The 14,781-nt window shown below is 55.7% G+C and carries 9 protein-coding genes and 1 rRNA gene; 6 read left to right on the top strand and 4 right to left on the bottom strand.

Annotation, left to right across the window (positions count from 1 at the left end; genetic code table 11):
- Positions 1–6: 6 nt before the first annotated feature.
- From rrf to aceK, 5 genes are all read left to right on the top strand, one after another.
- Positions 7–122, top strand: a 5S ribosomal RNA gene (gene rrf / locus LBW88_RS12260).
- 405 nt (positions 123–527) lie between these two features.
- Positions 528–1,457 carry a homoserine O-acetyltransferase MetA gene (gene metA, locus LBW88_RS12255; protein ID WP_224932047.1) on the top strand — a complete coding sequence of 310 codons (930 nt, stop codon included), beginning with the start codon at positions 528–530 and terminating at the stop codon, positions 1,455–1,457.
- A gap of 274 nt (positions 1,458–1,731) precedes the next feature.
- Positions 1,732–3,330, top strand: coding sequence for a malate synthase A (aceB, locus tag LBW88_RS12250; RefSeq protein WP_224932049.1), 1,599 nt, complete (start codon positions 1,732–1,734; stop codon positions 3,328–3,330).
- Positions 3,331–3,346: 16 nt separating this feature from the next.
- Positions 3,347–4,648 (top strand): isocitrate lyase, encoded by a 1,302-nt coding sequence (gene aceA, locus LBW88_RS12245; protein WP_224932051.1) that lies wholly within the window; start codon positions 3,347–3,349, stop codon positions 4,646–4,648.
- Positions 4,649–4,782: 134 nt separating this feature from the next.
- Complete coding sequence (gene aceK, locus LBW88_RS12240) at positions 4,783–6,516, top strand: bifunctional isocitrate dehydrogenase kinase/phosphatase (protein WP_224932053.1); 1,734 nt, start codon at positions 4,783–4,785, stop codon at positions 6,514–6,516.
- Here aceK and iclR read toward each other — a convergent pair.
- The gene (gene iclR / locus LBW88_RS12235; protein ID WP_224932055.1) at positions 6,513–7,343 is read right to left on the bottom strand and encodes a glyoxylate bypass operon transcriptional repressor IclR; all 831 of its coding nucleotides are present in this window, start codon (positions 7,341–7,343) and stop codon (positions 6,513–6,515) included. The two genes, aceK and iclR, sit on opposite strands and share 4 nt — an antisense overlap.
- A 198-nt stretch (positions 7,344–7,541) precedes the next feature.
- Here iclR and metH point away from each other — a divergent pair, with 198 nt between their 5' ends.
- Positions 7,542–11,225: a methionine synthase gene (metH, locus tag LBW88_RS12230; RefSeq protein WP_224932058.1), complete on the top strand. Its 3,684-nt coding sequence runs from the start codon at positions 7,542–7,544 to the stop codon at positions 11,223–11,225.
- Positions 11,226–11,261: 36 nt separating this feature from the next.
- Here the strand turns inward: metH and LBW88_RS12225 are convergent, their stop codons facing one another.
- The 3 genes from LBW88_RS12225 to LBW88_RS12215 are packed head-to-tail and all read right to left on the bottom strand — an operon-like array spanning position 11,262 to position 14,733.
- On the bottom strand, positions 11,262–13,352 hold the full coding sequence (locus LBW88_RS12225; protein WP_224932060.1) for a YjbH domain-containing protein: 2,091 nt from the start codon (positions 13,350–13,352) through the stop codon (positions 11,262–11,264).
- Positions 13,352–14,089, bottom strand: a complete 738-nt coding sequence (locus LBW88_RS12220; RefSeq protein WP_224932061.1) for a capsule biosynthesis GfcC family protein — start codon at positions 14,087–14,089, stop codon at positions 13,352–13,354. The genes LBW88_RS12225 and LBW88_RS12220 overlap by 1 nt, the downstream gene beginning before the upstream one ends.
- Complete coding sequence (locus tag LBW88_RS12215) at positions 14,086–14,733, bottom strand: YjbF family lipoprotein (protein ID WP_224932063.1); 648 nt, start codon at positions 14,731–14,733, stop codon at positions 14,086–14,088. The genes LBW88_RS12220 and LBW88_RS12215 overlap by 4 nt, the downstream gene beginning before the upstream one ends.
- Positions 14,734–14,781: the final 48 nt, after the last annotated feature.

The raw sequence follows: 14,781 nt of genomic DNA, 5'->3' as shown, positions 1-14,781 counted from the left end.
AATTTGCCTGGCGGCTTTAGCGCGGTGGTCCCACCTGACCCCATGCCGAACTCAGAAGTGAAACGCCGTAGCGCCGATGGTAGTGTGGGGTCTCCCCATGCGAGAGTAGGGAACTGCCAGGCATTAAATAAGTGAAGAAGCCCTGAACAGTAGTTCAGGGCTTTTTTACGTCTGCACATTGGCAAAATCCCCGCCAAAAGCCACGAAAACATCCCACCCGTGGCTAACTGACGGGTAAACACCGCTAAATGCGCTGCGAAAAAAGATAGAATTGATCAGTTAAGCCTCCCATTTTTCCTCTTAAACGCTGTCATTACGCCTCATCTATATGCAAAAAACGCATAGAAAACCGCGTTAGTTGCGCAAGGATGCAGCATAAATAACCGAGTCAGACCTCCAAATCCTGCTTTAAACTGAAACATTTTCATAAACTGCATGAAGACTCGACATTCAGTAGATGCCAGGATAACCTCGGGCATCTGGATGTCTAAACGTTTATACGGTTATCAGTAAGAGGTCAGTCAGTTATGCCAATCAGAATCCCCGACGAATTACCGGCAGTTAATTTTTTGCGTAATGAGAACGTGTTCGTCATGGCCTCATCGCGCGCCAGTGTTCAGGAGATTCGTCCGCTAAAAGTATTGATCCTCAATCTGATGCCAAAAAAGATCGAAACGGAAAATCAGTTCTTACGCCTGTTGTCCAACTCACCACTACAGATTGACGTGCAGCTGCTACGGATCGACAGTCGTGAGTCACGGAACACGCCAAGCGAACATCTCAATAACTTCTACTGCAACTTCGAAGATATTGAGCACGATAATTTCGATGGTCTGATCGTCACAGGTGCCCCGCTGGGATTGGTGGATTTCAATGACGTGGCATACTGGCCACAGATTCAGCGTGTGCTGCACTGGGCGAAAGAACACGTCACATCCACTCTGTTTGTCTGTTGGGCGGTGCAAGCCGCACTGAACATTTTGTATGGCATTCCAAAACAGACGCGTCAGAACAAACTTTCAGGTGTGTATGAACATCAAATCCTGCATCCTCACGCCTTGTTAACCCGCGGATTTGATGACAATTTTCTCGCTCCGCATTCGCGTTATGCTGATTTCCCGAGCCAATTAATTCGCGACTATACCGATCTTGAGCTGTTTGCTGAATCAGAGGCCACCGGGGCTTATCTAATGGCGAGCAAAGACAAGCGCCTGGCGTTTGTCACCGGCCATCCTGAGTACGACGCACTAACGCTATCCGGTGAATATCATCGTGATTATGATGCAGGGCTGCATCCAGAAGTGCCGTTTAACTACTTTCCTCAGGACAATCCAGAACTGCCGCCGCGTGCTACCTGGCGCAGCCACGGTAATCTGCTGTTCTCAAACTGGCTAAACTATTACGTTTACCAGATCACACCGTTCGATCTCCGTCGTATGAACCCAACGCTCGAATAAACTAAAAGCTCGCAAATATCTCCTCGAACTTGCCGTGACAGCCTCGTGCTGTCGCGGCATTTTTTTGATCTCTTGCGATAATGTGGAAGTTATTGCCTTTAATTCGAGACTTTAAATTACATATTTATCAATGCCATAAAATGCAATAATAATTAAAATGGAAATAGTTTTTGAAAACAAAATAAAAATCATTATGCTCTGATCTTGCCGGTTAAAAATTACCCTACACCCGGATCCCAGAAATTGGGGACGGATCATAACAGGAGCAGCCCGCATGACAGATTCAGTTATCCACAATACGCTGACCTTCACTCAGCCCTTTACCCACGCGGAAAAGCAGCTGCTCACCCCGGAAGCCATCGACTTCCTGCATACGCTGGTTGCGCGTTTTGCACCGGAACGCGAGCGCCTGTTAAAAGCACGTCAGCAGCGCCAGCAGCGTTACGATCAGGGTGCCTTACCAGACTTTGATTCGGAAACCACTTCCATTCGTGAGCGTGACTGGCAGGTGCGCCCAATTCCACAACTGCTGCGCGACCGTCGCGTAGAGATCACCGGCCCGCCGGATCGTAAAATGGTGATCAACGCGCTGAATGCTAACGTCAACGTATTCATGGCCGATTTCGAGGATTCACTGGCCCCGACCTGGCAGAAATTGATGGATGGCCAGCTGACACTGCGCGATGCGGTTAACGGCACGCTGAGCTTCACCAGTGAGGCGGGCAAAATCTATCAGCTGAAATCCGATCCCGCGCTACTGATGTGTCGCGTACGTGGCCTGCATCTGAATGAAAAACACGTTGAGTGGCGCGATCGTGCCATTCCCGGCGGGCTGTTTGATTTTGCGCTTTACCTGTTCCACAACGTTGAGGCACTGCTGGAAAAGGGGCATGGCCCTTGGTTCTATCTGCCAAAAACCGAGCATGCGTCTGAAGTGGCGTGGTGGCGTGAGATCTTCCGCTTTAGCGAAGATCGCTTCGATCTGCCGCGCGGGACCATCAAAGCCACAGTGCTGATCGAAACGCTGCCGGCAGTATTCCAGATGGACGAGATCCTGTGGGAATTGCGCGATCACGTGGTGGGACTGAATTGCGGCCGCTGGGATTACATCTTCAGCTACATCAAAACCCTGGCGCAGCACGGCGATCGTATCCTGCCAGATCGTCAACAAATCAGCATGGATCAACCCTTTCTCGATGCTTATTCGCGGCTGCTGATCAAAACCTGCCACCGTCGCGGCGCATTGGCGATGGGCGGCATGTCCGCGCTGATCCCGAGCAAAGATGCCGAACGCAACGCGTGGGTGATGCAGAAAGTACAGGAGGATAAAGCGCGTGAGGCGGGCAATGGGCACGATGGCACCTGGGTAGCACATCCGGGTCTGGCCGATATCGCGATGGCAGAATTTGATCGTCAGCTAGCCGACCAGCCTAATCAGTTGCATGTCAGTCGCGATCAGGATGGCCCGATTACCGCCGAGCGCCTACTGCGCCCTTGTCGAGGTCTGCGCACAGAGGCCGGTATGCGCGCCAACATCCGCGTGGCGTTGCAATATCTCGAAGCCTGGATCGGTGGCAATGGCTGTGTACCGATTGACGGATTGATGGAAGATGCCGCCACGGCGGAAATTGCCCGTACCTCCATCTGGCAGTGGATCCACCACAAGCAGATCCTTAGCGATGGCCAACTGGTGACCGCCGAACTGTTTGAGCGGCTACTCGATGAAGAGATGCGGGCCCTGCAACAAACGCTGGGCGAGGAGCGCTTCCGTAGTGGGCGCTTTGCCGATGCAGCCGCGCTGATGGCGCAAATCACCACTGATGACGAACTGGTTTCTTTCCTCACTCTGCCGGGCTACCGCCTGCTGCCATGAACCTGGAGAACACGCTATGAATCGTAACCAACAGATCAAACAACTGGAATCGAGCTGGAACGACGCACGCTGGCAGGGCATTACTCGCCCCTATAGTGCAGAAGACGTGATCAACCTGCGTGGCTCAGTGAATCCGGCCTGTACGCTGGCGGAGCGCGGTGCCCATAAACTGTGGTCGCTGCTCAACGGTGAGTCCACCAAAGGCTATATCAACAGCCTCGGCGCGTTAACCGGCGGGCAAGCAATACAGCAGGCCAAAGCGGGGATTGAGGCGATCTATCTGTCTGGCTGGCAGGTGGCGGCGGATGCCAATATGGCCGGACAGATGTATCCCGATCAGTCGCTCTATCCGGCTAACTCGGTACCGAATGTGGTCGAGCGTATCAATCAGAGCTTCCAGCGTGCCGACCAGATTCAGTGGGCCAACGGTTTGTCGCCGGAAGATGAAGGCTATATCGACTACTTCCTGCCGATTGTGGCGGATGCAGAAGCGGGCTTTGGTGGCGTGCTGAATGCCTTCGAGCTGATGAAGTCGATGATTCAGGCGGGTGCCGGTGCGGTGCACTTTGAAGATCAGCTGGCATCCGTGAAGAAGTGCGGCCATATGGGTGGCAAAGTGTTGGTACCCACTCAGGAAGCGATTCAGAAACTGGTGGCTGCGCGACTGGCAGCCGATGTAATGGGCGTGCCGACTGTATTGCTGGCACGCACCGATGCTGATGCCGCTGATTTGATTACCTCCGACTGTGACGAGCGCGATGCGCCGTTTATCACCGGACAACGCACTGCGGAAGGATTCTTCCGTACTCGCGCTGGCATTGAGCAGGCGATCAGCCGAGGCTTGTCGTATGCGCCGTACGCCGATGTACTCTGGTGTGAAACCTCCACGCCGGATCTCGAACTGGCGCAGCGTTTCGCCGATGCAATCCACGCGCAGTATCCGGACAAGTTGCTGGCCTACAACTGTTCGCCATCGTTTAACTGGAAGAAGAACCTCGACGATCGCACCATCGCCCGTTTCCAGCAGGCGCTGAGCGACATGGGCTACCGCTTCCAGTTCATCACGCTGGCCGGCATTCACAGCATGTGGTTCAACATGTTCGATCTGGCACACGCTTATGCGCAGGGTGAAGGCATGCGGCATTACGTTGAGAAAGTGCAGCAGCCGGAATTTGCCGCGCGCGAAAAAGGCTACACCTTCTCCTCGCATCAACAGGAAGTGGGCACCGGCTATTTTGATCGCATCACCAATGTGATTCAGGGCGGCCAATCCTCAGTCACTGCGCTGACCGGTTCGACGGAAGCCGCGCAGTTCTGATACGTCTGCATGCGTACCCTACGAAAATCGCACGACACCTTCGTAGGGTCGCCATTGATGGCGACTAAGAACCGCACCCCGGATTTTCATCACGCCTGGCCCACGGACGGGCTCTCTTTGCCGGAGCGTTGCCGATGACACCGAGAGAATCTCTGATCGCCCACACCATCCTGCAAGGGTTCGACGCGCAGTATGGCCGCTTTCTGGATATCACCGCAGGCGCCCAGCAGCGCTTCGAGCAGGCCGACTGGCATGCCGTGCAGCAGGCGATGAAAGCGCGTATCCATCTTTATGATCACCATGTCGGATTAGTGGCCAACCAACTGCGCATCCTTAATGACGTGTCGAACTGGGATGAGGCGTTCTGGCTGCGGGTGAAAAGCCACTATGAGACGCTGCTCCCCGGCTATCCGCGCCATGAAATCGCCGAGAGCTTTTTTAATTCCGTTTATTGCCGTCTGCAAGGCCATAGTCATCTGGATCCCGAACGCCTGTTTATCTTCCCGTCGCAGCCTTATGCTCCAACGCCGCTGGCCCAGCGTCCATTGTCGCGGCTGTACCGTCCACAAGGCAGCTGGCATGAAGTATTAAGGCAGGTTCTTAACGATATTCCTTTGCGCTTACCCTGGCAGGATATCACCCGCGATATCGGCTGGATCGTCCGCCACTTGCATGAGCAGTTCAGTCCCGCTCAATTGGCCACCGCCACGCTGGATGTCGCCGGTGAACTGTTCTACCGCAATAAAACCGCCTGGATCGTGGCGCGCTTACAGTTGAGCGATGGCATGGTGCCCTGTTTGCTGCCCATTCAGCGCGATGAGGCGGGACGCTTGTGGATTGACACCTGCTTGACCGACAGCGACGACGCCAGCATCGTGTTCGGCTTCGCCCGCGCCTACTTTATGGTCTATGCGCCAGTGCCTGCAGCGTTAGTTGCCTGGCTGCAACCGATTCTGCCGGGGAAAACCCTCGCCGAACGCTATATGGCCATTGGCTGTCAGAAACACGGTAAAACCGAGTGTTACCGTGAATACCTGCATTATCTGGCACACAGCCGCGAAGATTTCACCATCGCGCCGGGCATCCGCGGCATGGTGATGCTGGTGTTTACGCTGCCAGGGTTTGATCGCGTATTTAAAGTGATCAAGGATCGCTTCGCGCCGCAGAAAGAGGTCACTGATGCGCAGGTGCGGGATTGCTATCGCATGGTCAAAGAGCACGACCGCGTGGGCCGCATGGCCGATACCCAGGAATTTGAGTACTTCGCGATACCACGTGCACGTATCCCGGCAGAGCTGATGGCGGAGTTTGAACGCGACATTCCAGAGAAGATGGAACTGCGTGACGACGTGCTGATCATCCGCCATCTGTGGCTGGAACGCCGCATGGAGCCGCTCAATTTGTGGCTGGCGCAGGCCACGCCGGAACAGCGTCAGCACGCGATCGGCGAATATGGCGATGCGATTCGCCAGCTGGCGGCTGCAAACATTTTTCCCGGCGACATGCTGTTCAAAAACTTCGGTATGACGCGCCACGGTCGCGTGGTTTTTTACGACTACGATGAAATTCGCCCCATGACCGAACTGCAGTTCCGCGATGTGCCGCCAGCGCGTTATGAAGAGGATGAGTTGCAAGCCGAACCCTGGTACAGCGTCGGACCAGACGATGTGTTCCCGGAAACCTTCCGCTATGCGCTGTGCAGCGAGCCGGCCACCGGCAAGTTACTGCAAGCGTTGCATCCGCAGCTGTTTGATCCGGGCTGGTGGCGCGCGCTGCAGGCGCGCATCCGGGAAGGGCATATCGAAGAGGTGATCGCCTGGCGCGCCGGGCAACGGTTCAGCGCGCGTTATGCGTCGGTGGCCGCTTAGCGGCCAGAATAAGTCTGCGTTACCTGCCTGGCGGCGCGGATTACCAGTGCACCCAGTTCGGTTACGCGGTCGTCAGTCATGCGCGCCATCGGGCCGGAAATCGAGATGGCGGCAAAAGGCTCGCCGTGCTCGTCATAAATCGGTGCCGCGACGCAGCGCAGGCCCAGCGCGTGCTCTTCATCATCGTGTGAAAAGCCCATCTTGCGAATCAGCGCCAGATTCTCTTTCAGGCTGTGCGGTGACATCAGGGTTTTCGGCGTGTAGTGGTGCAATCCTTTCTGATGCAACAGCGCGGTCACCTGCTCATCACTGAGATGGGCGAGAAACGCCTTGCCCGCGCCAGAGGCATGCATCGGTAGCTTACCGCCAATCGGAGCGGACATGCGCATCAGTTGCGTACACTGCACCTGATCGATGATCACTGCCTGATAATCGCTGAGATCCAGCACCGCCAGATTCACCGTCTCTCCGGCATCCTCCATCAGCTTACGCAGGACAGGATGCACAATCGCCAGCAGATTGCGGCTCTGCAGGAAACTGCTGCCGACCACAAACGCGTGCGATCCAATCGTCCAGAAGCCCAGATCACCCACCTGATGCACAAATCCCTGTTGCTGCATGGTGGTCAGTAAGCGATGGGTGGTGGAGTTAGGTAATCCGGCCTGTTGCGCCAGCTCGGTCAGCGCAACGCTGCCATGGGATTCGGCGATCAGTTCGAGTAAACGCAAACCACGCGTCAGGGATTGGACTTGCCCACCGGCTGGGGCGCTGGTAGCTGCTGCGGCACGCGGTTTTTTACCACGCTTCGCGGGTACTGGGGTTGCCATAACGTCTCCACAATCGCATCAATGCTGGAAACCATTTTCGTTTTTAGGCGCATGAATGCAAACGCTGCTTTACTGGTCGGATCTGTAATGCTTTCAGGCTGAAAATGTCTCATCTGTCGTGACTTTTGCTCACCGGAAAGTTATGCCAGTATGTTTGGCTGGCATATTAGCCAACGCAATGACGTGGACGGGGCGAGAGTGAGCAATAAAACAGAAATGCTGCATCAGCAACTGGCACAGCGCATTATGATTTTGGACGGTGGTATGGGCACCATGATCCAGAGTTATAAACTCAGCGAAGCCGATTTTCGAGGTAGCCGTTTTGCCGACTGGCCCTCCGATTTGAAAGGCAATAACGACCTGTTAGTGCTGACCAAACCTGAGGTGATCCGTGAAATCCACGATGCCTATCTCGCCGCGGGTGCAGATATTCTGGAAACCAACACCTTTAACTCCACTACCATTGCGATGGCAGATTACGCGATGGAAGCCCTGTCCGCTGAGATCAATCTTGAAGCGGCAAAGCTGGCGCGTGCCAGTGCCGATGCATGGACGGCGAAAACCCCTGACCGACCGCGCTATGTTGCGGGCGTGCTCGGCCCCACCAACCGCACCTGTTCCATCTCCCCGGATGTGAACGACCCTGCCTTCCGTAACGTCACGTTCAATCAGCTGGTGGAGGCCTACCGTGAATCGACCCACGCGCTGATTGCCGGTGGTTCCGACCTGATCATGATCGAAACAGTGTTCGATACTCTGAACGCCAAGGCGGCGATTTACGCTGTTCAGGTTGAGATGGAAGCGATGGGCGTAAAGCTACCGGTGATGATCTCCGGCACCATCACGGATGCTTCTGGCCGCACGCTCTCCGGTCAAACCACCGAAGGTTTCTACAACTCACTGCGCCACGCCGAGCCGCTGTCGTTTGGCCTGAACTGTGCGCTCGGCCCAGACGAGCTGCGCCAGTACGTGCAGGAATTATCGCGCATTGCTGAAGGTTACGTCACAGCTCACCCCAATGCCGGTTTACCCAATGCGTTTGGTGAATACGATTTAGATGCAGCGGACATGGCTGAACAGATCGGCGAATGGGCGCGTGCCGGTTTCCTGAATATCATCGGCGGCTGCTGCGGTACCACGCCAGAGCACATCGCGGCGATGGCGGCGGCGGTAGAAGGCGTTGCACCACGCCAGTTGCCTGACATTCCGGTTGCCTGCCGTCTGTCTGGTCTGGAACCACTGAATATTCACGCCGACTCGCTATTTGTGAACGTCGGCGAACGCACCAACGTTACCGGTTCGGCTAAATTCAAGCGACTGATTAAAGAAGAGAAGTACAACGAAGCGCTGGATGTGGCGCGTCAGCAGGTGGAAAGCGGCGCGCAGATTATCGATATCAACATGGACGAAGGCATGCTGGATGCCGAAGCCGCGATGGTGCGCTTCCTCAACCTGATTGCCGGTGAACCGGATATTGCACGCGTGCCGATTATGATCGACTCCTCCAAATGGGAGGTGATTGAGAAAGGTCTGCAATGCATTCAGGGCAAAGGCATCGTTAACTCGATTTCGATGAAAGAAGGCATTGAGCCGTTTATCGAACACGCGCGCAAAGTGCGGCGCTACGGTGCCGCCATGGTGGTGATGGCGTTTGATGAAGTCGGTCAGGCGGATACCCGTGCCCGCAAAATCGAAATCTGTCGTCGCGCCTATAAGATCCTGACGGAAGAGGTCGGCTTCCCGCCAGAAGATATCATTTTCGACCCGAACATCTTCGCAGTTGCCACCGGTATTGAGGAACATAACAACTACGCGATGGACTTTATCGGTGCCTGTGAAGACATCAAACGCGAACTGCCGCATGCGATGATCTCCGGCGGCGTGTCTAACGTGTCGTTTTCGTTCCGCGGTAACGATCCGGTGCGCGAAGCGATCCACGCGGTGTTCCTCTATTACGCCATTCGCAACGGCATGGATATGGGCATCGTCAACGCCGGTCAGCTGGCAATCTATGACGACTTGCCCGCAGAACTGCGCGATGCGGTGGAAGATGTGGTGCTGAACCGTCGCGACGATGGCACCGAGCGGTTACTGGAGCTGGCGGAGAAGTATCGCGGCAGCAAAGGTGACGGTGAGCAGGAGAAACAGCTGGCCGAATGGCGAAGTTGGGACGTGGTCAAACGTCTGGAATACTCGCTGGTAAAAGGCATTACCGAGTTTATTGAGCTGGATACCGAAGAAGCCCGTCAGGGATTTGAACGTCCGATTCAGGTGATCGAAGGGCCGCTGATGTCCGGCATGAACGTGGTCGGCGATCTGTTCGGCGAGGGCAAAATGTTCCTGCCGCAGGTGGTGAAATCGGCACGCGTGATGAAGCAGGCGGTGGCCTATCTCGAACCCTATATTGAAGCCAGCAAAGAAGCGGGGCGCAGCAACGGCAAAATCGTGCTGGCGACGGTGAAGGGCGATGTACACGACATCGGCAAAAACATCGTCGGCGTGGTTTTGCAGTGTAATAACTACGAAATTATCGATCTTGGCGTGATGGTGCCGAGTGACAAAATTCTCAAAACCGCCATCGCTGAAAATGCCGATATCATCGGGCTCTCCGGCCTGATTACGCCGTCTCTGGATGAGATGGTCAACGTGGCGAAAGAGATGGAGCGTCAGGGCTTCACTATTCCGCTGCTGATTGGCGGCGCGACGACCTCGAAAGCGCACACGGCGGTGAAGATCGAGCAGAACTACAGCGGCCCAACGGTGTATGTGCAAAACGCCTCGCGCACCGTTGGCGTGGTGTCATCGCTGTTATCGGATACGCTGAAAGAAGAGTTCGTGGCGCGCACGCGCAAAGAGTACGACACGGTGCGTATTCAGCACGCGCGTAAGAAGCCACGTACGCCGCCGGTGAATCTGCAAATCGCACGCGACAACGATTACTCGATTGATTGGGAAAGCTACACGCCGCCAGTGGCGCATCGCCTCGGGGTGAGCGCTGTGACAGCCAGTATCGACACGCTGCGTCACTACATCGACTGGACGCCATTCTTTATGACCTGGTCGCTGGCGGGGAAATATCCGCGCATTCTTGAAGATGATGTGGTGGGTGAAGAGGCTAAGCGTCTGTTTGCCGATGCCAACGCCATGCTGGATGTGCTCAGCAAAACCGGCTCCTTAAATCCGCGTGGTGTAGTAGGGATTTTCCCCGCCAACCGTGTGGGTGATGATGTTGAGATCTATCGCGATGAACAACGTGATCACGTCTTGTGTGTGAGCCATCACTTACGTCAGCAGACTGAAAAATCGGACTTCGCCAACTACTGTCTGGCCGATTTTGTGGCACCGAAATCCAGCGGCAAAGCGGATTATCTCGGTGCGTTCGCCGTCACCGGTGGGCTGGAAGAGGATGCGCTGGCTGAAGCCTACGAGCAGCAGCATGATGACTACAACAAGATCATGATCAAGGCGCTGGCAGACCGTCTGGCAGAAGCCTTTGCCGAGTATCTGCACGAACGTGTGCGTAAGGTGATCTGGGGCTTTGCGGCCAATGAGAACCTGAGCAATGAAGAGCTGATACGCGAAAATTATCAGGGCATTCGTCCGGCGCCCGGTTATCCTGCCTGTCCGGAACACACCGAGAAAGCGCAGATCTGGCAGTTGCTGGATGTGGAAACGCACACCGGCATGAAGCTCACCGAATCCTTCGCCATGTGGCCGGGCGCGGCGGTGTCAGGCTGGTACTTTAGCCATCCTGACAGTAAATACTTCGCCGTGGCGCAGATTCAGCGCGATCAGGTGGAGGATTATGCGGCGCGTAAAGGGATGAGCGTCAGCGAGGTTGAACGTTGGCTGGCACCGAATCTCGGTTACGACGCGGATTGATGAAAGAAAGCGGGCGGCCAATTGGCCGCCCGAGAATTAATTAAACCGCGCGTCGCGATCTGAGGTCATGTCATACAGCTGATATTTACGACCCAGCATCTGTCCGCCATCACGCGTTAACGGCACCCAGTTCACCTGCGCACGACCACGCGTTGGCGTCACAGTAAACAGATCCATCGGAATCGAAATATAGAAGCCCTTAGTGAAGTCCCCCTCGCCATAGGCCTCGGCTGACACGTTGGTTTTAGTGGCGTAGAAGCCGACCATCACGCCGCTGTCGAAGCGCTTCGACACATCGACCGTCACACCTTTGTCCTTCGCCAGATACTCGCCGACGCTGGCTTTCACCAGCACATCCTGCATAAACCACGGGCGCCAGTACGCGGTGAAGTGTCCGGTTGGTGCTTTATAGTCGGTGAACTGCATCATGTTGTCCCAATCACGCTGCTTCACGTAGTTGGCATCAACACCAAAGGCCCAGTTGCTGTCGATTGGGCGATACAACACTTCTCCACCGACACCGCCGTACATGGTTTCGAGATAACCGCCGTACACCTGGCCGTAGAAGCCATTGCCGAGGTAACCCATGTAATTGGCTTGCAGGTCGTTGACGTAGACATTGTTCTCGACGTAGTCGCGAATATGGGTACGCACGCGCGGCAGGGTGGAATCAGCCGGTGCGCCGTTATAGTTGAATTTGTCGTAGTTGTTGGCAAGGTTACCGAACAGGCTACCGCTGACCAGCAGGTGATCGGTGAGTGCGTAATCCGCGCTAGCCATCGCCCCGAGCTGGTACATATAGAAGCTTTCGGGCCCACCAACTGACTGATTGAGCACCGGTGCCAGATTGTAGTGAAGGCGATCTTTACGAATAAAGAAGCCTTGTTCAGTCGCGCCAGGATCGACCGGATTCTCGCGCGTCTGCTGCAGCGGCTGCTCATGGCCCAATGGATAGCCGCTCAGCTCATTGTGCAGGCTGGCAACGTTGGTACGGGTGGTGACCTGCGGCATATTCAGGCGCGACTCGGTGACCTCAATGGTATCGATACCGGCTGGCAGGTTATTCATGATGATGCGATTGGCGCGATCGACGCCCTCACGCGTATCACGATACTTGGTCTGCTCGCCTGATACGTACAGCGTACTGCCTTTGGTCTGAATGTGCGGGCCGCTCAATCCGGCGTTGTACTTCAGATCGGTCAACTGGTTTGCCACCACCGTGGATTGCAACAGATCGCCCTGTGGCTGCGGGTTATAGGCTGGCCTGGCGCTGTCAATGTGCGACTGGCGCAGATCGTTGAAGTTGGTGCGCACGGTAACACCAAACATAAAGGTGTTGCCGCGCTCGTAGCTGGCGTTGATGTCAGCCCAGTCGGTCAGGCGATAAATCGCTCCCACGTTGACCTTGCTGCGCTGTTCCAGACGCCCTGCAAAGTCATCCTGATAATCGTTACCTTCATATTCAAGCTTCAGGCGCAGTGGCTGCCAGGGGGTTTGATATTCCACGCCGCCGAACAGTGCTGCAGGGCCGTGGAACATCTGTGACCCATTAACCGAGCCTGCGGTGCCACCGCCGGTGCGGGAGCAGAAGCTATCGCTATAGGAGCAGAACGGGTTTTTGATGCTGCCACTGTTGCCGATGTAGCCCCAGCCAATCCCCATGGTGAAATCAAACGGTCCCCAGGCTTTGCTGGCGACCAGGTATTCGCTGTCGAACAGGCCAGTACCGCCCAAATCTCGCGATCCTACCGCCACTTCCGGTAACCAATAGCTCTCTTGCCACAACCGCAGCTTCACATCGAAGGCTTTGTCTTTATAGCTTTGGTTACCACTGAATCCCTCAACTGCGCTGTAACGACGCGTCCGCACATCGGTGTAGCGCACGGTGGTTTCCAGCCACGGGAACAGCTGCAACGAAGCAGAGTAGTAGCGATACTGATCGTTATCGCGGAAGTTCAGGCTAAATTCACCCTCTTTTGCCATACGCGCCGTCGGTGTTTGCATCAGGCCCACGCCGCCGAAATCAGATTGCGATGGGCCGATCGGATCCGGCCAGGTTTCCGCGTGCACCTGGTATGCCGCAGAGACAGAAACAGCCAACAGGCTGAGAAGCAGTTGTTTTTTCATCAGTCTGGAATCCGGTGTGTCAGAACAGAAAGCATGCGCGCATTCAAATCAGCTTTGCCCCAGGGCAGGCTCCACGAGGTAAAGCCCAGCCAAATGATGCTGCCGGGTTCGACTTCGACGTGACGTTGATTCCAGTAGGCGATCGGCACCTGTTGCGTCTGACCGGACGGGGCGATGAGGGTGGCGAAGCTGCGCTCGGCACCTGACAGGTGGTCGTGCGACTCAAGGTAGTCCCGCACGGTGCGACCGGGTTGCCAGCTCTCTTTACCGGGATGTTCCAGCGCGCCGAGAATCAGCACTTGCGTAGGCTGCGACAGGGTATAAAGGTCGTAACTGCCCAGTAACGTGCGGTTGGCTTCAGGCCGCAGGCGCACCCAGTCAGGATCGAGTGAAGTGAACTGCCGTCCGGTGACTTGTACTGCGCTGAGTTGGTGGATCACCGTACCGATGGTTGCCGCTAGCGCGTCGCCGCTGTCGGCCTGCCACGTGCGCAAATCAGCCAGCAGCTGTTGCTGTTGTTGCTGTGCCACCGCTGTTGCGCCACGTTCGGCAATCACGGTACCGGGCCACCAGGTATGAAGTGCTGGATTCGTCACCAGCTGCGCCAGATTCTGCGCATGATCGATCTGTAAAATGTTTTGGCCGCGCAAGTCGTGCACCGTCACCTGACTGTCAGCCAGCGCAGAACCGGCCGCCAGTAAGGCGGTAGCCGTTAGCAGGGGAGTGATTATTTTCATGATTTCGCCGGCTTCAGAATGGTGGTTTCAACAGGGAAAGCGTCTGCGGCCAGCATCTGATTTGCCTGCAACACTGCGCCATCACGGTTATCGATCCAGAAGGTGTTTTGCCATTCTGCGCCCAGACTCTCCATGCGGACTGTCTCGATCCATACACGACATGGCACGCGTTCGCCTGCCACATTCAGCACCGCGTCATCGCCGCGCTGAAATTGGGATACGGCGGTGGCTGCGCGCACGCGATCTTTCTCACGCCACTGCACCACGCGTGTCCAGCTGGCATTGTTTTGGAGATGTAGCGAGTCGGCGAGCGGGTCTTGCGCCAGATTACTGACGTCATCAAGGTTGCTGGCCAGCCCCAGCGTTTTGACCAGCCTGCCATGCTGCATCACCAGCATTGCCTTATCCTGGGTGATCCATTTCTGCTGACCGTTTTCGTCATAACCGAGCACCACGAAGATACGCGGTCCTTCATTGATGCGTGCATACAGGCTGGCGTAGGGGAGACTGGCAATCTGTTCATCGGTAACGGTGACATCATCCGGGCCGTTTACGGCCAGCATCACGGTTTGTTCAAGGCCTTTTTGCGTTTGTGTGCAGGCTTGCAGCAGCAGGCAAAAGAGCAGCAAAGAGAGTCGGCGCACTGTGTATATCCCTGTTAAAAATAAAACCAGGCAAAAAATAACCACACG

Origin of the sequence: Pantoea sp. alder81 (assembly GCF_020179835.1) — a bacterium.
Classification (GTDB): Bacteria; Pseudomonadota; Gammaproteobacteria; order Enterobacterales; family Enterobacteriaceae; genus Pantoea.
Note: the sequence above shows the minus strand (reverse complement) of the source record. Positions and strands in the feature narration are given on the sequence as shown.